The following is a 22,979-nucleotide window of genomic DNA, read 5'->3' on the forward strand; positions in this document are numbered from 1 at the left end:
CCGGGCAAGCTGCGGGAGGGGTGGCCCTCGGGTGCCCGGTGTTGACCCTGGTATTCACCTCGATGTCGATCCCGATGCCCGTCCCGATGCCGACCACGGTGCCTACGCGGGGCCCTCCGCGCGTATGTTCCCGACCGGAGGCGTTGACCTCAACAAAGCTTGAGGTCCTACTGTCTCTCCCATGAGCATGGAGACCACAGCCTGGACACAGCTGCACAGTGTCATGAACGCCCAACAGGAGCGTCGTCCCTTCGACCCCGCGACGCTGCGCCGCATCGCCGCCTTCGCAAGCCCGCACCGCCGTCGTATCGCGCAGTTCGTCCTCCTCAGTGTGGTGACCGCGCTGCTGGCCGTCGCGACGCCGGTGCTCGCGGGGCGCGTCGTGGACGCCATCGTGACCCACGGGGACGAGAGCACCGTCATCCGTCTTGCCGTGCTCATCGCCGTCATCGCGCTCGCCGAGGCGGCCTTCGGGATACTGGGCCGCTGGCTTTCGTCGACGCTCGGCGAGGGACTCATCCTCGATCTGCGGACGGCTGTCTTCGATCATGTGCAGCGCATGCCGGTCGCGTTCTTCACACGTACACGTACGGGCGCGCTCGTCAGTCGACTCAACAACGACGTCATCGGCGCCCAGCGCGCCTTCAGCAACACCCTGTCCGGAGTCGTCAGCAACGTCGTGACGCTGCTGCTCACCCTGGTCGTCATGCTCACCCTGTCCTGGCAGATCACCCTGCTCGCGCTGGCCCTGCTGCCGGTGTTCGTGCTCCCCGCCCGACGGATGGGCAGCCGGATGGCCAAGCTCCAGCGGGAGGCCGCGGACCTCAACGCCTCCATGGGCACGCGGATGACCGAGCGCTTCTCCGCGCCCGGCGCCACCCTCGTCAAGCTCTTCGGGCGGCCCGGGGAGGAGTCCGCCGAGTTCGCTGAGCGCGCGTCGCGGGTGCGGGACATCGGGGTGCGTACGGCGATGGCGCAGTCCGCCTTCATCACCGCGCTGACGCTGGTGTCGGCCCTGGCGCTCGCCCTCGTCTACGGGCTCGGCGGCTGGTTCGCGCTGGAGGGCACGCTGCAACCCGGCGCCGTCGTGTCACTGGCGCTGCTGCTCACCCGCCTGTACGCCCCCCTCACCTCGCTCGCCGGGGCGCGCGTCGAGGTGATGAGCGCCCTGGTCAGCTTCGAGCGCGTCTTCGAGGTGCTCGACCTGAAGCCGCTCATCGAGGAGAAGCCCGACGCCCGCGCGGTCCCGGACGGACCCGCCGCCGTCGAGTTCGACGACGTCCGCTTCGCCTACCCCTCCGCCGACAAGGTCTCCCTCGCCTCCCTGGAGGAGGTCGCCGCCCTCGACACCCGGGGCGGTGCCGAGGTCCTGCACGGCATCTCCTTCCGCGCCGAACCCGGCCAGACCGTCGCGCTCGTCGGCTCCTCCGGCGCCGGCAAGTCGACCATCGCGCAACTGCTGCCGCGCCTGTACGACACCGACGGGGGCGCCGTGCGCATCGGCGGGGTCGACGTCCGCGAGCTCAGCGCCGCGTCGATGCGCGCGACCCTCGGCATGGTCACGCAGGACGGGCACCTCTTCCACGAATCGGTCCGCGAGAACCTGCTCCTCGCCCGGCCGGGCGCGAGCGAGGACGAGCTGTGGGACGTGCTGCGCCGCGCCCGCCTCGACGAGCTCGTACGGTCCCTGCCCGACGGCCTCGACACCGTGGTCGGCGAGCGCGGCTACCGGCTCTCCGGCGGCGAGCGCCAGCGCATGACCATCGCCCGGCTGCTGCTCGCCCGCCAGCGCGTCGTCATCCTCGACGAGGCCACCGCCCACCTCGACAACACCTCGGAGGCGGCCGTCCAGGAGGCACTCACCGAGGCACTGGCGGGTCGCACCGCCGTCGTGATCGCGCACCGGCTGTCGACGGTGCGGGCCGCGGACATGATCCTCGTCGTCGAGGCGGGCCGGATCGTCGAGCGGGGCACCCACGAGGACCTGCTCGCGGCGGACGGGCGCTACGCGGAGCTGTACCGGACACAGTTCAGGACCGGGCGGGAGGACGCGGCGGAGATCCCGGTCGCGGAGGTCCCGGTCGCTGACATTGCGGTCACGGTGGACGCGACGCCGTAGGCGCGGGGTGGAACAGCCAAGTGGACGCCCGCCGCACACCGGCGGGCGTCCACTCATGTTCCCTTTCGGGACGCTCGGTCCTGGTTCCCCTTCGGGCCCTCGGTCAGGTGGTGAACCGGTGACTGCCGGAACCGACCCGGTACACCGCGCAGCCGTCCTCCGTACGCAGGAAGGTCGCGCGGGTGTGGGAGACCGCGTCCGGTCCGGTCGCGGGGATCCACACCTCGGCCGTGGTGTTGGCGGGCACGGCGCAGGTGAGGTCGAAGCCGCCGGAGCGCTGGTGCCACCGCGTGGACACCTCGCCGTACACGGAGGTGAAAGTGGCGCGGGCGGAGGTGACGTCGCCGCCCGGCCGGGGGCGGACGACGATCTCCCGGTAGCCGGGCCGGCCCGGTGAGATGCCGGCGATGTTGGCGTACATCCACTCGCCCACCGAGCCGTACGCGTAGTGGTTGAAGGAGTTCATGTCCGGGGTCTGGAAGCTGCCGTCGGGCCGGATGGAGTCCCAGCGTTCCCACATCGTCGTGGAGCCCTTGTCGATCTGGTAGCCCCAGCTCGGGAAGGAGCGCTGCTGGAGCAGCCGGTAGGCGACGTCGGTGTGCCCGGTGTCCGTGAGGACGGGCAGCAGCCGGGGCGTGCCGAGGAAGCCCGTCGACAGGTGCCAGTCCTTCGCGCGGATCAGTTCGACGAGACGGCCGGCCGCCGCCGTGCGCAGGGCGTCCGGCAGCAGGTTCATCGACAGGGCGAGAACGTACGCCGTCTGTGTGTCGCCCTTCACCTTCCCGTCGGCGCCGACGTAGGCGTTCTGGAACGCTTCCCGAATGCGCTCGAACAGGGCGGTGTGGGGCGCGGGGTCCTTGCCGAGCGCGGTGGCCATCCGGGCCGCGAGGTCGGCGCTGTGCGCGAAGTACGCGGTGGCGATGACGTCCTTGGGCGTCTCGTCCGAGACGTTCAGCCAGTCCCCGTATCCGTCCGCCGGCCGCAGCAGGCCGTTGCTGTGACGCTCCAGGTAGGTCAGCCAGGCCTGGACGGACGACCAGGCATCGGCCAGGACCTGCCGGTCCCCGTAGGCCTGGTACAGCGACCAGGGGACCGTGACACCCGCGTCGCCCCAGCCCGCGACGCCGTTGCCGACCGTACCGACCATCGGGGCCACGTCCGTGAACGCGCCCTCCGCGGTCTGGCCGTCACGCAGGTCCACGAGCCACTTGGCCAGGAACCGGGCCGACTCCATCGTGTACGCGGCCGTGGGCGCGAAGACGTTGATGTCGCCGGTCCAGCCCAGCCGCTCGTCGCGCGCGGGCGTGTCCGTCGGGACGGAGAGGAAGTTGCCCCGCTGCCCCCAAGTGATGTTGCTGTGAAGCTGGTTGAGCATCGGGACGTCGGTCTCGAACTCAAGGGTGAACGGCGCCGAGGTATGCATCACGCGACCGGTCACGGCCCGCGCGGAGGGAGTGCCGGGGAACCCGGTGAGTTCGACATAGCGGAATCCGTGGAAGGTGAAGCGCGGCTCGTACGTCTCCTCGCCGCCTCCCTTGAGGGTGTACGTGTCGGTCGCCGCGGCCGAGCGCAGGTTCGCGGTGTAGAGGGTGCCGTCCGGGTTGAGGACCTCGGCATGGCGCATCCGCACGGTCGTCCCGGCGTCGCCCGAGACGCGCAGCCGGACCGAGCCGACCATGTTCTGGCCCAGGTCGAAGACGAAGACGCCCGGCGCGGGTTCGGTCACCTTCTCGGCCGGCCGTTCACCGGCCACGCGTACCGGGCCGTCGACCTGCGCGACGATCTGAGGGGGAACGGCATCGCCCGCGGCGCGGGCAGCGAGCCAGGCCCGGTCGTCGAAACCGGGTGAGGTCCAGCCGGCGGTCTCCATCCGCGCGTCGTACGTCTCGCCGCCCAGCAGGTCGGCCGCGACGATCGGCCCCGCCGCGGCCCGCCAGTCCGTACCCGAAGTGACGCGCTCACTCGTCCCGTCGGCGTACTCGACCTCCAACTGCGCCAGCAGCGCGGGGCGTTCACCGTACTGGTGAGGCCCGAACATGCCGACGTCGCCCGCGTACCAGCCCGGCGCCACATACGCGCCGATGGCGTTGGCGCCGGGCCGCAGGAGGGAGGTGACGTCGTACGTCTGGTACTGGACGCGTTCGCGGTAGTCGGTCCAGCCGGGGGCGAGCTGATCGCGGCCCACCCGGCGGCCGTTGAGGTGGGCCTCGTACAGGCCGAGGGCCGTGGCGTACAGGCGGGCGCGGGCCACCCTCTTGCGGGGGAGCGTGAACTCGTGCCGCAACTGGTTGGCGGCGAACGACGCCGGGACGACCCTGCCCCAGGGGCCCGACCCCCACGCGGCGGCCACCTTCGCCGCAGACCAGCCGCTGTCGTCGAAGCCGTCCCCGCGCCAGTCGCCCGCGGGCTCCGCGTCCGTCGTCCTCCAGGAGGTGTCGGTGGCGATCCGCTGCTCGCCGGACGCCGTGCTCAGGGTGAGAACGGCGATCAGACCGGCGGGCCCCACCGTCGCGTTGGTCGCCGCGACCGCGAGGACGTTCCGGCCGGGGCGCAGCCGCCCGAGGACGTCGACGACGGCGGGACGGCGCCAGCCGTCGTGGTCCGTCGCCAGATCGGTGCGGGCCACTTCGGCGCCGTTCACGGACAGGGAGAAAACGTTGTCAACGGTGATGGCGATCTTCGCCGCCGTGACACCGTCGGGGACATCGACCACCCGCCGGAACCATCGCGTTTCCGCCGGAGCGCTGCTCGCCGGATCTCCTTCGGGGAACCAGATCCAGTTGCTGCCTTCGAGGGAGGGTGCGTCCGTGAGGACGGTGGGAGCGGAGACCCAGTCCGCGGACCACCGCGCGTCCATGAGTCCGGTCTCCCACCAGGACGGCGCGCTCCAGCCGGAGGCCGCGCCATCGGTGTCCCAGACCCGTACGGACCAGAAGTAGCGGGTCCGCGGGGTGAGTTGAGGACCGGCGTACGGGACGAGGACGGACTGATCGGACGTCACCTTCCCGCTGTCCCAGACGTCCGGACGGGACAGCCTCGACGCGCTGGAGGCGACGCGGAGTTGGTAGGCGCTCTGGAGCGTCCCGGGCTTGTCCGAGACCAACGGCCAGCTCAGCCGGGGGTGTTGCGCGTCGAGCCCCAAGGGGTGCTGGACGTACTCGACGGTCGGAGCGGTGATGCGCGGAGCTCCGCGCCGGGCGCGCGACCCGGCTGGCGCGGACGCCGGTGCCGACGTGGGTGCGGCCGCGGCCGGTCCCGCTCCGGCGGCCGTCGCGGCGACGGCACCCGCCGCGCCCGCGAGAATGTTCCTCCTGCTGATCAACTGCGGCCCCTCACTTAGGAGTTGTGAATCGATTCAAATCAACTTCCCAGCGGTGAACGTAGGGGTGTGAGGGGTGAGGGTCAATGAGTGTGCAGGCGATTTCCGGAATTCGGCGCTGCTGATCCGTGTCATCACGGGGATCCGGCCGGTTCGTTCGCTTGAGGATTGAACGGTTTCAATCGGTGGGCGGCCCGCTTTCGGCACGGGTCCCGGCATGCTGCCGCGCGCAGGATGGCCGCAGTCGTGACCGCCCACGCCCGCGCCCGGCGGCGAGGGGCCGGAGAGGTGCGTCGGAACTCCGTGGCCCTGAGCCGGGTCCTCGGCCATGATGAACGGCGTTGTCTAGACAGAGGTGGTAGTCGGGGTGGCGATTTCGTGGGCGACGCGGGAGTTGCTCGACAGGTACGTCAGTGATCCGAAGACGGTGACCTGGCGGTGGGAGTCGATGGTCGTGGACGTGGTGCTGCGGTACGGGTCCCGATCCGACGTCGAGGCGCTTCTCCCGGTGTTCCTCGATGATCCCGGAGCGCGCGAGAAGCTGGTTCCGGTATTCGCCCGGCACGGAGACATCGGTGTGGCCGAACGCCTGCTGGAAGCGAGCGTCGAGGCGGGCAGGCTGCGCGAAGGTGTGCCGACCGGTGTGCTGCACGCCGTCGGTTACCTGGGGTGCGAGTCGGCCGAGCGGATGCTGTGGGAGTACGTCGACGGTCCTCACCACGATCACCACGAGGCGATGGATGCGTGCCTGGGATTGCTGCACCTGTCGTGTCAGGGACTGCGGACCGAGATCGCGGAGGCACTGGAGCGGCACATCGGCTCCAACGTGTTCCCAGAGTTCCTGCCGATCCTTGCCGCGAAGACGGGTGACCCATCATGGTTGGGAAAGCTCGTCGAGTGGGGCGAGGGCGGCGCATCCACGGACTGCAACGGTGGCCTGATCCTTGGCATCGCTCTGCATGGCGATGCCGCGCGCGCCGAATTCGCCCGACTGTTGTGGAACCCGCGCTGGCAGGCTTACGGCGGCGGGCCGGGCTCGGACTACTGGGCGTATGCGGGCACACGCGTGCTGGGACTCGGTATACCGGAGCTGTACGCGGAGCTGGTCGCGCAATTGGGTTCCGACGAGGGCCCCGACAGGAAGCGGCACTGCATCGAGACATTCACCGTCCTCCTGAGTCACTGGCTGGACCGTCGATGGGTCGGTCTGCGTGCGGCGCCGGATCCGGACGAGAGCAGCGACGCCGTTTGCGACCTTCTCTTCGAGTGGTCTTCCCCTCATGGGGACGACTCGTTGATCGGCCTGGCCGGCCGTGCGCTCGGTCACGAAGACCGGCTCGTCACCGAGTTGCACCATCTGGAGGCGACCCTGCGGAGTGAGGCGAGACACGAGATGGAGCTTCGCGTGGTCGCGTCTCATTGACGGGCGAAGTCATACCGACTCCGCAGGTCGGACACCTGGGTTTCTGGCGGGGGAAGGCGAGGGCGAGGTCGATGGAAGGCCCCCTGGCCTGCCCCTTCCTGCCCCTTCCTGCCTCTTCGCGCCCCGGAACCGATCGTGGACGGTCGCAGGGTGCGAGAAGGTCGTGCTTTCGCCTCAGCCGGCGTGCCCGGCCGCGAAGCCGACGAAGTCGGTCCAGGCGTTGTTGCCGAGGCTCACTATGGGTCCGGCCGTGTTTTTCGAGTCGCGTACGAGTGTGTTGCCCATCCAGGGGGCTACTTCGAGGCACTCGCCCCCTTCGCCGCTGCTGTAGCTGCTCTTGCTCCAGGCCGACTCGGGCACGATCCCAACCGGGTCTACGACGCTCATCTCTCCCCTAGCAACTTCTCAACGAAGGCCAGCGATTCGCGCGGAGTGAGTGCCTCGGCGCGCAGAATCCCGTACTGCTCTTCGAGTTCTCGGACCGACTTCCGCTCCGTGTAGAGGCGGCTGTCCTTGTGCACCTCTGCATAGGCGATCCTCCGCCCTTCCAAGGTCTCGATCAAGGTGAACGGACCTGCAAGTCCCGCATGGTCCTCGCGCTCCGTGGGCATCACCTGGACTCTGACGTTACGCCGATGGCCGTGGAGCAGCATCTGCTCCAACTGGCCGCGCATTACGGGCCAACCGCCCAGTGGACGTCGTAGAACCGACTCTTCGATCACGAAGCTGATCGTGGGCAGCGGCATCCGAGAGAAGATCCCCTGTCGGGCCAAGCGCGCTGCGACCCGCTGCTCGACGATCTCATCGTCCAGCAACGGGCGCCGCATGGTGAATACGGCCCGTGCGTACTCATCGGTCTGCAAGAGACCTGGTACTGCCTGATTCGCGTAGACGTGCAGCTCAACCGCTTCTGCTTCCAGTCGCGCCGCATCCCGGAAGAAGGCCGGATACTGCGCCCGAGCCACCTCCTCCTTGCCCGCGCCCAACACCCCGCCCGCGTCCAGTACTTCATCGGCCCGGTCGATGAACTTGGGCGGCGGGATTCGCCTCCCCTGCTCGAAGGAGGCGATCGTCGACGCCGAGTACCCCGTCCGCGCCCCCAGTTCCGTCCGGTCGAGTCCCGCCCGCTCCCGGAACAGCTTCAACTGCCGTCCGAACACGTGCAGGATGCCCGCCCCGGACTCGTACTCACTCTCCGCCCGCTGCTCCTCCACGCCCGGCACCTCCCGTACGTACCGCCGATGGAACCGCTCCCGCGGCCAACGCGCCGCGGGGGAGGCCGGTCACGCCTCACTCCGCGTACAACCGAGCAGCCGTCACGTACAACGGGTGCCGGTCCGCGCGTCATGCCTGTTCAAAGCTACGCACGGGCCGCGACCGTTCTCCCCATGAAGCCGGAAATTCCCCCACACAGGCATATGCCGCAACGCACGGTGGTCGTACGGGAGTTCGCGATGCGGTTCACATCGACCCCACGCGGCGCACGACTCGCCCGTCGTCTCATCTCGCACCGGCTGAACGAGTGGGGTCACCCGTACACGTCATCGGCCAACGAGACCGTCACCCTGATCACGGCCGAACTCACCGCGAACGCCGTCCGGCACGGCCATGTTCCCGGCCGCGACTTCCACCTCCGGCTCGCCGGGACCGACGGCGTCCTACGGGTCGAGGTCACCGACACACGGGCCGAGAGACTGCCGGTCCCGGCGGCGCCGTACCCGGACGAGGCATCCGGGCGCGGCCTCCTCCTCGTCGACGCCCTCGCCGACGACTGGGGAGTCACCCCGTGCCCGGTCGCCCCCGGCAAGACCGTATGGGCGGAGGTACGCCTCCCCACGCCGGCGGGCACACCTTGAACAGGGCGGGTGAGAGGTCACATGTCGAGTGTCATGAGGAGGCGATGGGCGCCGGGGCCGAAGTGGTCCGGGCGGGGGCCCGAGGGGTCGCGCGCGAAGCCCAGGGACAGGTAGAGCGCTATGGCCGGGTCGTTGGCCGGCTCCACCCAGAGGAGGACGGTCTCCGCGTCCGCGGTGCGGAGTTTCTTGAGGGTTTCCAGCATCAGTTGCCGAGCCACTCCCTTGCCTCGCATGCCGGGTGAGACTCCCAGGCTGACGATCCAGCTTTGCCCGTTGTGCGGTGGCGTGGCCAGGACGTAGCCGCAGACGCGGCCGTCGTCGTCTTCCACTACGAGCAGATGGTCCGGGTACATGTCCATGAACTGACGCATCAGGGAGAAGGGAAACGGATCGGCGGGAAAGACTTCGTGATCCAGACGCAGTAGATCGGACATGTCTCGATCGCTGGCCTTGCTGACCCGGACGAACCAAGGGTGAAGTGCTCGCATCGAACCAGAATCGCCCTGCCGCTCGGCCCGTTCAAGTCCTCGGATCCGGTGTCGGGTGCCGCATGCGACCGTGCGCCCCTCATGCCTCCTTTGTCGGCAGGGATTCAGAAGGAGGGGAAGTCGTGGATCGGCTCTGTTGATACCGTGGAGCATGCCTTTGGGATCACCCGGAAAACAGGCGCAGTTGAACGCGGACGCGCCGTGGGACGCCTTCGACCCCGCACTCTACGTCCAGAACAACTACCGCACGGTGCTGTCCGTGGACGAGACGATCATGTCGATCGTTCGCGCTCACTTCAGTGATCATTTCCGTAAGGCTCCCGCTCGGCCGGTCCGGGGTATCGACGTGGGGGCGGGAGCCAATCTCTATCCGGCCCTCTCGATGCTGCCCTGGTGCGACGAGATCACCTTGCTGGACAAGGCGAAGCCCAACCTCCGCTATCTGCGGCAGCAACTCGCCCGGCACGACGGAAGTTGGGACGACTTCTGGCGCAAGTTGTGCCTGGACGACGCCTACGCGTCGATGCCGGGTGGCCCCTGGCAGCGACTGGGCGATGTGGCGCGGGTCGAGCAGGGCGATGTCCTGAAGCCCGCCGAGCGAGGAGAGAAGTGGCAGGTGGGGACCATGTTCTTCGTCGCCGAGTCCATCTCCACCTCCCCCGATGAATTCCATTGCGCTGTCGAACACTTCCTGGAGTCCCTTGTTCCGGGAGCGCCCTTCGCGGCTGCCTTCATGGAGAATTCCGAGGGATATCAGGTGGGGGACACCTGGTTTCCCTCGTGCGAGGTGAAGCAGGCCGAAATCAGCGCCAGCATAGAGCGCCGCACCGAGCACGTGCAGACCCACCGGATCGGCGGTCCGGGGGAGGTGCGGCCCGGCTATACGTCCATGATCCTCGCGTGCGGATTCCGGTGAGCGGGCGGCTTCCGAGGGGCCATTCAGGAATCCGCGGCCGGGCGAGAGGGCCGGTGAGGGGGAGCACGGAATGCGGATCAAGCCGCGTCAGCACCTGCTGGATATGTGGCGGGCATTGGCCCGTCACTCTTTCGAGCAAGGAGCGTGGTCCTGGGGTGAACGGGGTGGTCTCAGCAGTGTCGCCGACGCGGAACGACTGCTCTGCCTTCTGTACCCCGCGACGGAGATCCCGGCATTCCGCCTGGACGACCCGGACACCACCCAGAGGGATGTGAGAGAGGCTCTGCGCAACGCGGGAGACTCCACCGACATTCCGCTGCGACTCATCGAGATCCTGGGTGAGTTCATGAAGAAGCACCACGACGGTGAAGCCCCCACCTTCGCCGGTGGCCACTACTTCGCCTCCGTCGACCCCGAGCGGGAACTCTCCGAGGAGCAGAGAGAACTCGATGTGGTCGACTCCTATTCCATGTCCGTGAGCCTTTGCCTGGCCACCCTCGGGTTCCTCAAGGTGTACCGGTCGACCGCTCGCACGTCCGCCCGGGCCCGCATCGACCAGCTCTGGGAAGACACGAGCGAGCGGCTGACCGCCGCGATCGTGGGCCTGCTGCGCTCCTTCACCGTCGACGTCGTCGAGATCTCGTCCGGTCAAGGGCAGGCGCTCGCGGGCCTGCTCGGCGGAGGCCGTCTGTCCGACCGGCAGGTCATGCAGCGATTCCAGCGCCGGTTCAAGCCGCTGCGCGCGCTGATCACCGAGAGCCTCACTCTGGGGCTGCCCTACGACGTCCGCGACGAACTCCGCAACGAGAACCGCCTGTTCGAGTGCGGCTGGGCGTGGGGCGTGGTCAAGGACGCCCCCGAGATCCACACGGAGTCGCGGACCCGTCGCGGCGCGCAGCCCGGGGGCGTCGCTCACCCCGTGCCGTACCTCCACTTCACCGTCGTCGCCCTCGACGGCATCATCGACCTCCTTTCCGAGCGCACCCTCACCCTCGGCCTGCTCGACGCCGAACAGCAGCAACTGGCCTCGGCCCTGAGGCTGCGCTTCGAGATCACCCAGCAGTACTGGTCGACCATCGCCCGCTTCGACGACGACGCCTGGCCTCTGGAGGAGATCCCCTGGCGCACCACGCTGCAGCGGCTGGAATCGGAGTACTTCTCCCTCACGGTCGTCTCCATCCTGGTCCACGACCTGATGCGCCGAAGAACGACCGACCACGACCTCACCCGCATCGTCACCGTCATGGAACGCCTCGCCGAACGCGGCCGGATCACCGGGCGCACCATTCGTGACGACCCGGCCGTCGCGCTGCACAGCCCCGGGATCACGATGCCACTGCTGGGCAGTGACGAACTCGGCCCGACCATGGCCTGGGTGATGAACGACTTCTCCACCCAGTTGCTCAAGCGGGCCGTCCAACTCTGCTCCCTGGCAGGCAACGTCGAGTCCGAGGAGCGTCTGCTCCAACTGGCCGAGAGCGTCCTTGACCATGTGTGGCGGCGCCGTGTCCCCGAAGGCGAGGGCGCCGGACTGTGGGACGACGTGCGGTCCGTCCACCCCGAGTCACCGGCTCCCACGACGACGCCGTCCTGGAGCGTCACCGAGCGCGTCACCGAATGCATGGTCGCCGCGCACGGTCTCTTCGACCGTCCGCCGATCCCGAGCCTCGCACTGTCCGCCACGGCGAGGGAGGCGATCAGCGAAGCCGCCCATCTGCTGGGCAGGGAACAGAAGGATCACCCGGCACCGCCCTCCAGGACCCAGCAGGGAGAATGGACCAAGGGCATCGAAGCGGACCTCCGGCGCGCCCGGGAACTGATCGAACGCCGGCCCGGAACCGCCCTCGCGCTGGCGCTCGACGTCCTCGTGCGGCTCGACACCCTCGCCCGCGCCGCGGACCGGGAGGTGTGACCGTGCTCGTGCTCGCCGCCTCGGACAAGGGAGGGACCGGCCGCTCCGTCACCAGCGCCAATCTGGCTTACCGTCACGCCCTGGACGGAGCGGACGTCTGCTTCCTGGACTTCGACTTCGGATCCCCCACCGCGTCCGCCGTGTTCGACCTGCCCACCACGGACCTGGAGGTCCAGGGAACCGGTCTGCACTCCTATCTCCAAGGCACGACCGGCGAACCGCACCGCGTCGACGTCTGGGCGCGCACGGAACACCCCGACCTGCGCGACCGGCCTAGCGGATCCGGCCGGCTCGTCCTGTTCCCGGGCGACCGCTCCGGAGGGGAGTTCGTCACCGGGGAGGACCAACTCCACCGATGCGTCGACCTCGTACTGAGCCTCAACCGAGAATTCGACATGATCGTCGTGGACCTCAGCGCCGGGCGCAGTTACGCGATGGACCTGGTCCTCGCGGCCACCGCGCCCCGCGGTGGGCTCGACAAGCTGAAGCAGCGCTGGCTCGTCTTCCACCGCTGGACCCACCAGCATGTGAGAGCCGCCGCCGAACTCACCTTCGGCAGGCAAGGCATCGTGCAGGCCGGTGCGGCCAGAGGTCACCGGCCCGACACACTCAGCGGCTCCATCCGCTTCGTCCGAGCCGCCGTACCCGACCTGGAGTCACCCCTGTGGGCCCAGGTGACCCCCGCCCAATACGCGTGGATGCGGCAGTGCGACCGGGCACTCGAGGAACTCGCCGCCGACCGGGGCATCGGCGAGAGCCGGGTACTGGCATCGATTCCGCTGGAACCCGTCCTCCAGTGGCAGGAGCGTCTCATCACCGACGCGGACGTACACGACCGCAGGATCGCCGCCAACGAGACCCTGCAGGCCATGGGTGACCTGGCTCGGCGACTGAACGACGAGAGGTACTGGGGGGAGCTGTGAACCAACCCAGCTCGGTCTTCCGGGAGACCAGCGCCGAACCCCGCACGGAGTCCGTGCCGTTCTCCCATGTGTCCCTGGAACTGGGGCACTTGTACATGGAGGACTTCACCGAGGGGGGCGACCGCCTTCGTCGGCACTTCGCGACGGCAAGGCCGTGGGCGGACGCCGCCCGCGTCGGCGTCGGCACCCGGCTCGCGGGCGGCAGACCGCGCGTGAGTACCTGCTTCCTGATCGACGACTACTTCTCCCGGCTGTCCACACCGGCCGAGCTGATCCCCCCGCTCCTGGCCGCCGCCGCCGAGGCCGGACTGACGATCGACTACCTTGCCCGCGAGTCCGGTTGCGCGGTCACAGCCGGCACCGATCGTGCGGAGGTCCACCCGGCCGAGTCCGTTCTGCAACGGCTCGTGGAGTCCCCGCCGCCCGGCAGCAGCGGGTTCCGGCCGCCCGTCAGCCGCATCGGCTGGCTCAGCAACGGCCGGCGCGCCCCGACCCAGCGCACCTCAGCGGCCCTGGACTCCGCCGGCGCGGTCTGGCAGCCACCGTCGGAGACCGGCGCACGCGGTCACTCCGTCTTCATGGACGTCGAGTTGTGGAGCGACTCGGACGAGCGGCGCACCTGGTCCTGCGCCTTCCTGGCCGCTGTCTGGCAGTTGGTCCGGTTGGGGCTCCTGCGCGACAACGGCCGCGCGGTGCTCGCGCCGACCCCCTGGGACGACAGGGAGTTCCCCGAGGACTGGGACGAACTGCCGTCTGTCGTAAGGCTGAACCCGCGGGCCCAGCCCTTCACCGCCTACCTCACCTGCAGCGTGCTGCCCACCCGGTTCATGCCCGTCGAACACGCCGTACGCGTCATCCTCGAACAGGTCCACATCGAGGCCCAGGTGCAGGAGCAGGTGAACCAGCGCTCCAATCGCGAGAGTTTCACCGTGCCCGCGGATGTCGCCGACCGCACGTCCTACGTCTTTCCACCAGGACTGTGATGACTCACCTCGCCACGCACACACCCCCCGCCATCGCCTGCGGCGAGGTACGCACCTGCATGCTGCCCGCCGGCAACGCCTTGGACGAGCGAGCGGCCACGCGTCTGCTGCACCTGCGCGCCGACGAACGGGTCAGGATCTCCCGGCGGCCGAACCGTCTCGCCGTCTCCCCGGACATCCTCACCGGCGTCGACTGCGCTCTGCCCGCCTCCACCGGCGCCCGCGTGCGTGCCGTGGGCACCGTGACCACCCGCGCCCTGCTCATCGAGGGCCGGGTCCTCCAGTCCACAGCCTCCTTCTCGCTCCCCGCCTCCGGAACCGACCGCCGACAGCCCTGGGGCTACTACCTGGCCCGGCCCGGATCCCTGATCCCCATCGGAGGACTGGCCGAGAAGCCGGTCGCCCAGGGCCTTCTCGGCAACCCTCAGCCAGGCCTGCTCGATGTCGGATCGATCGCCGAAAGCATGCTGGCCAGGATCTCCCAGCACCGGATCCTCGACCACGACGCCCCGCTCCGCGCCGCCGACACCACACTGCGCTGGACGGTGACGACGGCCGCCGCCGACGAGGAACCGTCCGCACTGTTCACCATGGCCGACGAACGCCTGCGCACCCTCGAACTCCGCCTGCCGGGCAGTACCCCGCTCATCGCGGCGGCCGGACTCTGCGAGGACCTGGCCCTGCACGACTGGCTGCTCACGACCGTCGCGGACAGACTCGACGGCCTGAGAGTCAGCACCACGGACAGCCGGAGCGTTCTGAAAGTGCTGCGCCCGCTCGTCGACCACCTGCTGCATCTGTGGATGCCCAGGGCCCGCCTGGACCCCGCCCTGCACAGTGTCTGGGACCAGTTGGAGAAGACCCCGGGCCTCAGCCGACAGTGGAACACGCTGACACAACGCGTCCGGGACCAACTCGCGCTCCACGCAATCCGGTTGCGTGAGGAGGTGCCGACCTCGCGCTGATCGGGCAGCATCCTGGGAGACATCTGGCGGGGGAGACGACAATGCACGGAGCATCGGGGACGCCGGGGCCGGTGGCGGGCGGGGTGCGGATAGCGCCCATTGTGCTCAAGACGCTGGTCACCGTCGTCGTCAGCACCATCGCGTATGTGCTCACCAACCTGGTGCACCAGTCCGGCGACGAGCTGTGGAAGATCGCGGTGTCCGTCGTCATCGGCGGATCCGCTCTCATCGTCCAGTACATGGTCGACTTCGAGCAGCGGCTGGCGCAGATGGAGACCGGGCAGCAGGAGCGCAGCCGAGAGCACCAGGAACACTTCATCGAGCTCAGCGAGGCCGCCGGACTCCTGCGCGACCTGGACCAGGCGGGCATGAGCGCCGGCGACGCGAGACGCCTGATCAAGAGTCTGAGCCGGGTCGGGCAGCAGGGACCGGAGATCGTGAAGGCATTCGCCCGGGCCGAGACGGAGAGTCTTGCCTTCGTCGTCACCGACCTGACCGGGATGACCGCCCAGTGGCCCCGGGACAACACCGAATGGCTCATCAGACTCACCGAGTGCGCGCGTCGCACCATCGACGCCACGAGCAGTTCCGTCGACCAGCCCTTCTGGGACACGGACTCGGCGAAGCCGTACCTGGACGCCCAGATAGAAGCGATGCGGGCCCGCAGTGTCACCATCCGACGGCTGTTCATGATCAAGGAATCCGAGCGGAACGATCCCGCGTTCATGACACGGTTCCTCAAACTCTGCGAAGAGCAGCGCGGCTTCAGCATCGACGTGCGTTTCCGCGTCCTGTCCTCCTCCGGATCTCCCGAGCGGCGGAACCGCAGGGCAGCGGCCGCACGAGACGTCGTCATATTCGACAGCGAGCTGTGTCTGGAGTTCGACCCGGACCGGCAGGAGGGCAACGTGAAGACCCGACTCGACGCGGACGGCCGTCGCATCGACGGCGAGGTGAGGACGTTCAACGAACTCTGGGCGACCGCCACCGAACCCTCCGCCCAGCCGGAGCCGTCACCCGACCCCCAGGCGTGAGGTCTCCCGTCCCGCCGGTCGACGAACCGAGGCGTCCCGGCCCCGCCCCTCAGCCGGTGCCGGGCGGGCCCTGCGGGGAGATCAGGCCACTCTCGTAGGCGAGTACGACGGCCTGTACGCGGTCTCTCAGGTCGAGCTTCGACAGGATGCGGCCGACATGCGTCTTGACCGTGGTCGGGCTGAGGAAGAGGCGGTCCGCGAGTTCGGCGTTGCTGAGGCCCGTCGCCAGCAGGCGCAACACCTCCAGTTCGCGCGGGGTCAGCCCGGACAGGTCCCGGTGGAGGCCGGTCCGCGGGGACTCCTGGCGGTGCGCGAAGCGCTCGATCAGTCTGCGGGTGATCGTGGGCGCGAGCAGCGCGTCGCCGGAGCGCACGAGGCGCACGGCTGCCACGAGGTGCTCGGGGGTGACGTCCTTGAGCAGGAAGCCGCTCGCTCCGGCGGTGAGCGCCGCGTACACGTAGTGGTCGAGGTCGTACGTGGTGAGGATGATGACCCGGGTGCCGTCGGAGCCGTCGGGTCCGCCGCCGAGGATGCGCCGGGTGGCCTCGATGCCGTCCATCCGCGGCATCCGGATGTCCATGAGGACGACATCGGGCCGGGTGCGCCTGACGGCGTCGACGGCCTCGGCCCCGTCCGCCGCCTCGGCCGTCACCTCGATGCCGTCGGCGGCGAGGATCATCCCGAAACCCGTACGCACCAGGGCCTGGTCGTCCGCGATGACGGCGCGCAGGGCGGGACCGTTCACAGCGACTCCCACGGGACCCGGGCCGTGACCCGGTATCCGCCGGTGAGCGTGGGCCCGGCGGTGAGCTCGCCGCCGTAGACCGCGAGCCGCTCGCGCAGCCCGATCAGTCCGCGGCCGTTGCCGTCCACCGGAGGCGAGTCCCGGACGGCTCCCGTGTCGGTCACCTCGATCTCCAGCCAAGGGCCGGCGAAGCCGATCGCCACCGACGCACCGGCGCCTCCCGCGTGCTTGATCGTGTTGGTGAGCGCCTCCTGGACGACGCGGTACGCCGTGAGTTCCACCCCGGGCGGCAGCGGCCCGGGCGGCAGCGACACCGCCAGGCCCACCGGTGTCCCGGCGGCCCGCACCCTTTCGGCGAGGGCGTCGAGCTGTCCGAGGCCGGGCTGCGGTTCCAGGCCGTCGGCGGGGCTGTCGGCAGCCGCGTCCGGGCCGGCGAGCAGGCCCATCACATGGCGGAGTTCGGCCATGGCGGCGCGGCCGCCGGCCTCCACCGCCAGCAGCGCTTCCTTGGACCGCTCCGGGGCCGCGTCCATCACCTTGCGCGCCGCGCCCGCCTGAATGACCATCACGCTCACATTGTGGGTGACGACGTCGTGCAGTTCGGCGGCTATCCGGGCGCGCTCCTCCTCGACGGCCCGTCGCATGGCCTTCTCCTGGGCCTGCTGGAGGTCCGTGAAGCGTTTCCGGCTGGCCTCCAGCCGCAGGCGCCCGAAGCGGACGAGGCTGGCCAGCACCCCGACGACCAGGAGCACGACGGCGGGGCTGGACCAGCCGGGGAGCACGGGGTCCGAGTCCCGGAACGCGACACCCGCCAGCACGGCGGCGACGATCAGCGCGGCCATCGCCCGCGTCCGGTAGCGGCTGTGCGCGACGGCTCCGTACGCGCCGATACTGCAGGTCAGCACGTTGATCCAGGAGACGCGGTCACCTATGGCCAGTGCGGCGGCGGCGACCACCCCGAACGCGAGCAGCGGATACCTGCGCCTGGCCACGAGCGGCAGCGCCGACAGCACGACCAGGACCCAGGGCGCGGAGGACCGTGGGTCGTACGGGCCCACCGGGCCAGGGGACTCCGGGCCGGGGGCCGGAGGCCGCACCGGGTACCTCAATGCGCCCCGGCTCTCGGACACGGCCCTGGAGCTGATCCGTACCGGCCCGTCGCCGGGGTAGCGCGCCGCCACGACCAGCGCGACGACCGTCAGCACGACCGCCAGCACCACGTCCACGCGCACCGCCCGCCGGGACAGCGGGGCGGGCTCACCCTCCGGCCGCATCGCGTCGCGGACGTGCGCCCACCACGTCCCCGGCCGCAGCACGTCACCGGCCCGCTCTCGCCATGCGCCCGCCAACGGCTCGTCACGCGGCCGCCCGTACGGGTCCTCCGTCTTCATCCGCACATTGTGTGGCCCCGCTGCACGGGTCCGCGTCCGCCTGCGCGGCCGGGTCCCCGGTCCGCCAGGAGTACTCCTCGGGGATGACCCCTCGGCCGGGTCCTCCGCGGGGAGGGCCCGATGTCGGTGCCGCGGCCGACGCGCCCGGCCGGCGTCCGCCCGTACGTTCACCGGGCCCGCACCGGGCAGCGGCTCCTCGACCACGAAGGACGGACACACCCATGACTCAGGTGATCGAACTGGAGGGCGTGGCCAAGCGGTACGGCGGCGCCGACGCCGCGGCGCTGGGACCGGTCGACCTCCGCGTGGCCCAGGGCGAGGCCCTCGCCGTGACGGGTCCGTCCGGCAGCGGCAAATCCACGCTGCTCAACCTCGTCGCCGGTCTGGACCGGCCGAGCGAGGGCACCGTGACGGTGGCCGGGCAGCGCATCGACCGGCTGAGCGAGCACGCGCTGGCCCGGTTCCGCCGCGAACACATCGGCATGGTCTTCCAGTTCTTCAATCTGCTCGACGACCTCACCGTCGCCGACAACATCCAGCTTCCCGCCCAGCTGACCGGGACCGCCCGGCGAGCGGCGGCATCCCGTGCCGGGGAGCTGATGGACGTGCTGGGAATCCAGAAGCACGCCCGCGCCTACCCGGGGCGGTTGTCCGGCGGCGAACGCCAACGGGTCGCGGTGGCACGGGCCTTGGTGAACCGGCCCGCCCTGCTGCTCGCCGACGAGCCGACCGGCGCGCTGGACACCGCGTCGGGGCAGGAGGTACGGGAGCTGCTCGTGGATCTGCACCGCGGCGGGCAGACCGTCGTCCTCGTCACGCACGACCTGGAGCTCGCCCGGGCGTGCGCGCACCGCACGATCCATCTGGTGGACGGCCACGTCGCCGTCGACACGCAGGCGGAGGCCGTCCGATGAGCCGGCTCGGCAGCGGCGCGCTGGGGCGGGTGGTGCGCTCCGGGGTCGGCAGACGACGCGTCCAGACGCTGGTGATCGCCGTGGCCACGATGATGGCGGTGGCCTCGGCCGTGGTCGCCGGGTCCCTCATGGTCGCCACGAACGCTCCCTTCGACCGTGCCTTCGGGCAGCAGCACGGCGCGCACATCACCGCGGAGTTCGACCCGGACCGGGTGAGCGCGGCTCAACTGGCGAGCACCCGCCGCCTGGACGGGGTCACGGCGAGCGCGGGACCCTTCCCGTCCACGACGATCAGCCCGGTGGGCCGGGACGGCGGACACCTGCCCGCGCTGACGCTGCTCGGACGGTCCGGTCCGCGGAGCGACGTGGACGAACTGGACCTGAAGTCGGGCCGGTGGGCACGGAAGTCCGGCGAGATCGTGCTGTCCGCCTCGTTCTCCGGCCCGGACCTCAAGCTCGGTTCGACACTGATGAGTTCCGGCACCGCGGACGCGCGGACGCTGACCGTCGTCGGCTTCGCGCTGTCCGCCGGCGGGAGCGCCGACGTCTGGGCGACCCCCGCTCAGGCCAGGTCGCTCGCGACCGGGGACAGCGGCCTCACGAGCCAGATGCTCTACCGCTTCGACTCCGCGGGGACGAAGTCCCGGATCGCGGCCGACCGGAAGAAGCTCGCCGCCGCCCTGCCCTCCGGGGCGCTGGTCGGTACGCAGTCGTGGCTGGACACCAAACGCGCGGCCGATCAGGGCGCGGCGGCGACGATCCCGTTCCTGTTCGCGTTCGGCGTGCTCGGCATCGTGATGTCGGTGATCATCGTCGGCAGCGTGATCAGCGGCTCGGTCGGCACGAGCCTGCGCCGCATCGGCATCCTCAAGGCCATTGGATTCACCCCGCGCGAGGTCGTACGGGCCTATGTGGCCCAGGCGTTGATCCCGGCCGGGGCGGGCATCGCGCTGGGTGTCGTCCTGGGCAACCTGCTGGCCGTGCCGCTGCTGGAGGACACCGAGTCCGTGTACGGCACGGTGTCGCTCTCGGTGGCCTGGTGGGTGGACGTCGTGGTGCCGGCCTGTGCGCTGCTCGTGGTCGGGATCGCGGCCCTGGTGCCCGCGCTGCGGGCCGGGAGGCTGCGTACGGTCGAGGCGATCGCCGTCGGCAGGGCGCCGCGCTCCGCGCGCGGCCAGTGGGCGCACCGCGCGGCCGGGCGGCTCCCGCTGCCCAGGCCGGTGACGTACGGCCTCGCGAGTCCCTTCGCGCACCCCGTGCGTGCCATCGCGATGGTGCTCGCGGTGACCTTCGGGACCGTGGCCGCGACGTTCGCGGTGGGACTGACGCAGTCCCTCGACGCGGTCGCCGGGGCGCAGGATCCCGAGAACCGCGCCGATGTCACCGCCATCAGTGGCGGCCCCGCCGCCGGCTCCGGGCCGGGCCGGGTGCAGAAGGCGCCGAAGCAGTCCGCGGCCGGCCCCGAGCGCGCGCCCGCCGCCTCGGGACCGAACCAGGAGCAGCCGTCGGCCGATCCCGAGGCGGTGCGTGCCGCCGTCGCGGCGCAGCCCGGCACCGCCTCGTACTACGGCGTGGCGACGGGCGACGCCACGGTGCGCGGGATCTCCGGCACCGTCCGGGCCGTCCTCTACCAGGGTGATTCCCGCCCCGGGAGCTACGAGATGATCGCGGGGCACTGGATCTCGGGGCGGGGCCAGGTCGTGGTGCCCACTCGCTTCCTGGAGAGGACGGGCACCAGGATCGGCGACACCGTGCGGGTGACGTTCGAGAAGGAGACGGTGCGTCTGCGGATCGTCGGCGAGGCCTTCGACACCTCGGACGACGGTACGCGGGTCCACGCGGATCTCGACAGCTTCGCCACGGTGGAGCCGCAGGCCTTCCACATCGAGGTCGAGCCGGGGGTCTCTCCCGCCGACTACGCGCAAGAACTCGGCAAGGTGGTCAAGCCGTTGGGCGGCGACGTCTTCGCCGACTCCGCCCCGGAGGGCGAGAACATGATCCTCGTACTGGAGGCGATGGCTGGGCTCCTCACCCTGATGCTGGTCTCCGTGGCGGGCCTCGGAGTGCTCAACTCCGTGGTCCTGGACACCCGCGAGCGCGTCCACGACCTGGGAGTGTGCAAGGCGCTCGGTATGTCCCCGCGGCAGACCGTGACGCTCGTGCTCGCCTCGGTGGCCGGGATCGGTGTGCTCGGCGGGCTGATCGGCGTCCCGGCCGGGTTCGCGCTGCACGGCTATGTGCTGCCGGTCATGGGAGAGGCCGCGGGCACCGGCCTGCCGCCGTCGGTCCTCGAGGTGTACGACACCTCGCAACTGCTGCTGCTGGGCTTGGCCGGGGTGCTCGTCGCCCTGCTGGGGGCGATGGTCCCGGCGGGCTGGGCGGCCAAGGTCCGTACGGCCACGGCGTTGCGCACCGAGTGACCGGCGGGCGGTCGACGCCGTGCGGTCCCCGCCGGGACGCGGCGGCCTGAACCGCGCGGCGCCGGTGGCGAGGGCGCGGCCGAGGCCGGGGGGTTCGGCCCGCGCCGGCCGCCCCCTCGCCACCGGCCCCGGTGGTTGTGCGTGTGCCCCCGGCCCCCGACGGCGGGCACGCGGGCACGCGGCGAGGAACTCGCCTCCGGAGTGCGGCACTTTGTTGAGGGTTCCCTCAACGCCCTTAAAGCATGGGCAAAGAAACCGGCTCCGGTTGAACCGGTCGCGGTGTTTGTTGTCGGGCGGTGGTCGTAGGGGTGTACGGGGCGAAGCGCGCCTGTCCGGGCGGGTTGTGGGGGTGGTTCGAGCGGGCGAACACCTGGTCAGAATGGTGGAACAGGTGCTTCGAGCCAAAGGGGTGAGTAGGGGTACTCCCGGCTTTGTCGGCTCTGCTAGACATGACCTTGCCCGCAGCGCGTACGAAGGCGGAACAAGGGTTCGAGGCAAACGAGCGCGCTGCATCTGGGGCCAGAACAGGGGGTTTCAATCCGTTGATTGAAAAGCAAAACACCAGTCGTTGGGTTCGCCGTTACCATGCTTCGGACGAAAGCCCGATCCAGCTGGTCTGCCTGCCGCACGCGGGCGGGTCGGCCTCTTTCTATTTCCCGATGTCCCAGGCCTTGGCGCCCGCCGTGGACGTGCTCTGCGTGCAGTACCCGGGTCGCCAGGACCGCCGCGAAGAGCCCGGCATCACCGACATCGGCGCCTACGCCGACGCGCTGGCCAGCCAGATCCGTCCCTGGGCCGACCGGCCGCTGGCCCTCTTCGGGCACAGCATGGGCGCCGTGCTGGCCTTCGAGGTGACCCGCAGGCTGGAGCGTGACCACGGGGTCGGCCCGGTGCGGATCTTCGCCTCCGGCCGCCGCTCGCCCGCCAGTCACCGGCACGAGACCGTGCACCTGCGCGACGACGACGGCATTGTCCGGGAAATGCGCGAACTCAGCGGAACCGACGGGAGGATCCTCGGCAACGAGGAAATCCTCCGCATGGTGCTGCCCGCGATCCGCACCGACTACACCGCGATCGAGAACTATCGCGCATCGGCCGAGGACTCGGTCCGCGCACCCATCACCGTACTGACGGGGGACGCCGATCCCCGCACCAGTTCGGAGGAAGCGGAAGCCTGGGCGGCACACACGTCCGGCGCGTTCGATATCCATCGTTTCCCGGGCGGCCACTTCTTCTTGGCGAACCATCAGGAACAGATCCTGAAGATTGTCTCCGAGGAACTCGCCACCGTCCGTTGAAAATCGGACAGAATTTCGAGCACGTACAATATCGGTAACGGCCGGGGCGACCACCCCGGCCCGGCCCCCGCCAGAAGACGCACTGGCGCCGGGGCCCAGCGCGTCGCCCGGCCCCTGGCCGAACGGCGACGATCGCACGGGGTGGGTCGTCGAGTTGACCCGGGCAGCGCGCCTCGCGCGCTGCCCGCACGCCCCCTTCGCGCACCGGCCGCTCGATGTGGCGCCCTGACCAGGCGTCCGCCGTGCCGGTCGCGCGGTCCTCAGGAAAGTCAT

18 protein-coding genes are annotated in these 22,979 nt (G+C 70.1%); 12 read left to right on the plus strand and 6 right to left on the minus strand.

Annotated features, from left to right (window positions below; all coding sequences use genetic code 11):
- The first annotated feature begins 187 nt into the window (after window positions 1-187).
- Complete coding sequence (locus tag ACFYR3_RS24035) at window positions 188-2,119, plus strand: ABC transporter ATP-binding protein (RefSeq protein ID WP_356786362.1); 1,932 nt, start codon at window positions 188-190, stop codon at window positions 2,117-2,119.
- A 103-nt stretch (window positions 2,120-2,222) separates the two neighbouring features.
- Here ACFYR3_RS24035 and ACFYR3_RS24040 read toward each other — a convergent pair whose 3' ends face one another.
- Window positions 2,223-5,441, minus strand: coding sequence for an alpha-L-rhamnosidase (locus tag ACFYR3_RS24040; RefSeq protein WP_389284690.1), 3,219 nt, complete (start codon window positions 5,439-5,441; stop codon window positions 2,223-2,225).
- A 451-nt stretch (window positions 5,442-5,892) separates the two neighbouring features.
- On the opposite strand from ACFYR3_RS24040, the gene ACFYR3_RS24045 reads away from it, so the two are divergent.
- The gene (locus ACFYR3_RS24045) at window positions 5,893-6,861 is read left to right on the plus strand and encodes a hypothetical protein (protein WP_389284691.1); all 969 of its coding nucleotides are present in this window, start codon (window positions 5,893-5,895) and stop codon (window positions 6,859-6,861) included.
- A gap of 174 nt (window positions 6,862-7,035) precedes the next feature.
- Here ACFYR3_RS24045 and ACFYR3_RS24050 read toward each other — a convergent pair whose 3' ends face one another.
- Both ACFYR3_RS24050 and ACFYR3_RS24055 read right to left on the minus strand, forming a co-directional pair.
- Complete coding sequence (locus tag ACFYR3_RS24050; RefSeq protein WP_355854226.1) at window positions 7,036-7,248, minus strand: DUF397 domain-containing protein; 213 nt, start codon at window positions 7,246-7,248, stop codon at window positions 7,036-7,038.
- Window positions 7,245-8,075, minus strand: a complete 831-nt coding sequence (locus tag ACFYR3_RS24055) for a helix-turn-helix transcriptional regulator (RefSeq protein WP_356785482.1) — start codon at window positions 8,073-8,075, stop codon at window positions 7,245-7,247. The genes ACFYR3_RS24050 and ACFYR3_RS24055 overlap by 4 nt, the downstream gene beginning before the upstream one ends.
- A gap of 204 nt (window positions 8,076-8,279) precedes the next feature.
- Between ACFYR3_RS24055 and ACFYR3_RS24060 the strand changes: the two genes are divergently transcribed.
- Window positions 8,280-8,717, plus strand: a complete 438-nt coding sequence (locus tag ACFYR3_RS24060) for an ATP-binding protein (protein WP_389284692.1) — start codon at window positions 8,280-8,282, stop codon at window positions 8,715-8,717.
- Between the two features lie 17 nt (window positions 8,718-8,734).
- Here ACFYR3_RS24060 and ACFYR3_RS24065 read toward each other — a convergent pair whose 3' ends face one another.
- Entirely contained in the window at window positions 8,735-9,358 is a 624-nt protein-coding gene (locus ACFYR3_RS24065; RefSeq protein ID WP_355854235.1) for a GNAT family N-acetyltransferase, read from the minus strand.
- Between ACFYR3_RS24065 and ACFYR3_RS24070 the strand changes: the two genes are divergently transcribed.
- The 6 genes from ACFYR3_RS24070 (at window position 9,357) to ACFYR3_RS24095 (ending at window position 15,938) form a co-directional block, all read left to right on the plus strand.
- Window positions 9,357-10,121 (plus strand): SCO2525 family SAM-dependent methyltransferase, encoded by a 765-nt coding sequence (locus ACFYR3_RS24070; RefSeq protein WP_355854238.1) that lies wholly within the window; start codon window positions 9,357-9,359, stop codon window positions 10,119-10,121. The genes ACFYR3_RS24065 and ACFYR3_RS24070 overlap by 2 nt on opposite strands.
- A gap of 70 nt (window positions 10,122-10,191) precedes the next feature.
- Window positions 10,192-12,033 carry an SCO2524 family protein gene (locus ACFYR3_RS24075; RefSeq protein WP_356785486.1) on the plus strand — a complete coding sequence of 614 codons (1,842 nt, stop codon included), beginning with the start codon at window positions 10,192-10,194 and terminating at the stop codon, window positions 12,031-12,033.
- A gap of 2 nt (window positions 12,034-12,035) precedes the next feature.
- A complete protein-coding gene (locus tag ACFYR3_RS24080) occupies window positions 12,036-12,956 on the plus strand; it encodes an SCO2523 family variant P-loop protein (RefSeq protein ID WP_355854293.1) in 921 nt (306 codons plus the stop codon).
- Window positions 12,953-13,939, plus strand: coding sequence for an SCO2522 family protein (locus ACFYR3_RS24085; RefSeq protein WP_389284693.1), 987 nt, complete (start codon window positions 12,953-12,955; stop codon window positions 13,937-13,939). The genes ACFYR3_RS24080 and ACFYR3_RS24085 overlap by 4 nt, the downstream gene beginning before the upstream one ends.
- Window positions 13,939-14,904 (plus strand): SCO2521 family protein, encoded by a 966-nt coding sequence (locus ACFYR3_RS24090; RefSeq protein ID WP_389284694.1) that lies wholly within the window; start codon window positions 13,939-13,941, stop codon window positions 14,902-14,904. Before ACFYR3_RS24085 ends, ACFYR3_RS24090 begins: the two co-directional genes overlap by 1 nt.
- A 41-nt stretch (window positions 14,905-14,945) precedes the next feature.
- Entirely contained in the window at window positions 14,946-15,938 is a 993-nt protein-coding gene (locus ACFYR3_RS24095; RefSeq protein ID WP_355854249.1) for a hypothetical protein, read from the plus strand.
- 49 nt (window positions 15,939-15,987) lie between these two features.
- Here ACFYR3_RS24095 and ACFYR3_RS24100 read toward each other — a convergent pair whose 3' ends face one another.
- Together ACFYR3_RS24100 and ACFYR3_RS24105 are read right to left on the minus strand one after the other, a co-directional pair.
- Window positions 15,988-16,683, minus strand: coding sequence for a response regulator (locus ACFYR3_RS24100; protein ID WP_389284695.1), 696 nt, complete (start codon window positions 16,681-16,683; stop codon window positions 15,988-15,990).
- A complete protein-coding gene (locus tag ACFYR3_RS24105) occupies window positions 16,680-18,074 on the minus strand; it encodes a histidine kinase (RefSeq protein WP_356785491.1) in 1,395 nt (464 codons plus the stop codon). Before ACFYR3_RS24105 ends, ACFYR3_RS24100 begins: the two co-directional genes overlap by 4 nt.
- A gap of 221 nt (window positions 18,075-18,295) precedes the next feature.
- Between ACFYR3_RS24105 and ACFYR3_RS24110 the strand changes: the two genes are divergently transcribed.
- From ACFYR3_RS24110 to ACFYR3_RS24120, 3 genes are all read left to right on the plus strand, one after another.
- Window positions 18,296-18,988, plus strand: coding sequence for an ABC transporter ATP-binding protein (locus ACFYR3_RS24110; RefSeq protein WP_355854257.1), 693 nt, complete (start codon window positions 18,296-18,298; stop codon window positions 18,986-18,988).
- Entirely contained in the window at window positions 18,985-21,408 is a 2,424-nt protein-coding gene (locus ACFYR3_RS24115) for an ABC transporter permease (protein WP_389284696.1), read from the plus strand. Before ACFYR3_RS24110 ends, ACFYR3_RS24115 begins: the two co-directional genes overlap by 4 nt.
- A 542-nt stretch (window positions 21,409-21,950) precedes the next feature.
- A complete protein-coding gene (locus ACFYR3_RS24120) occupies window positions 21,951-22,706 on the plus strand; it encodes an alpha/beta fold hydrolase (RefSeq protein ID WP_355854296.1) in 756 nt (251 codons plus the stop codon).
- Window positions 22,707-22,979: the final 273 nt, after the last annotated feature.

Source organism: Streptomyces sp. NPDC005784 (assembly GCF_042871525.1).
Taxonomy (GTDB): Bacteria; Actinomycetota; Actinomycetes; order Streptomycetales; family Streptomycetaceae; genus Streptomyces.

Excerpts from the sequence above, each read along its gene's own strand:
- ACFYR3_RS24075 (WP_356785486.1), top strand. The coding sequence starts at position 10,192 with ATGCGGATCAAGCCGCGTCAGCACCTGCTGGATATGTGGCGGGCATTG.
- ACFYR3_RS24095 (WP_355854249.1), top strand. The coding sequence starts at position 14,946 with ATGCACGGAGCATCGGGGACGCCGGGGCCGGTGGCGGGCGGGGTGCGG.
- ACFYR3_RS24035 (WP_356786362.1), top strand. The coding sequence starts at position 188 with ATGGAGACCACAGCCTGGACACAGCTGCACAGTGTCATGAACGCCCAA.
- ACFYR3_RS24105 (WP_356785491.1), bottom strand. The coding sequence starts at position 18,074 with ATGAAGACGGAGGACCCGTACGGGCGGCCGCGTGACGAGCCGTTGGCG.
- ACFYR3_RS24050 (WP_355854226.1), bottom strand. The coding sequence starts at position 7,248 with ATGAGCGTCGTAGACCCGGTTGGGATCGTGCCCGAGTCGGCCTGGAGC.
- ACFYR3_RS24090 (WP_389284694.1), top strand. The coding sequence starts at position 13,939 with ATGACTCACCTCGCCACGCACACACCCCCCGCCATCGCCTGCGGCGAG.
- ACFYR3_RS24065 (WP_355854235.1), bottom strand. The coding sequence starts at position 9,358 with ATGCTCCACGGTATCAACAGAGCCGATCCACGACTTCCCCTCCTTCTG.
- ACFYR3_RS24060 (WP_389284692.1), top strand. The coding sequence starts at position 8,280 with ATGCCGCAACGCACGGTGGTCGTACGGGAGTTCGCGATGCGGTTCACA.
- ACFYR3_RS24110 (WP_355854257.1), top strand. The coding sequence starts at position 18,296 with ATGACTCAGGTGATCGAACTGGAGGGCGTGGCCAAGCGGTACGGCGGC.
- ACFYR3_RS24115 (WP_389284696.1), top strand. The coding sequence starts at position 18,985 with ATGAGCCGGCTCGGCAGCGGCGCGCTGGGGCGGGTGGTGCGCTCCGGG.
- ACFYR3_RS24070 (WP_355854238.1), top strand. The coding sequence starts at position 9,357 with ATGCCTTTGGGATCACCCGGAAAACAGGCGCAGTTGAACGCGGACGCG.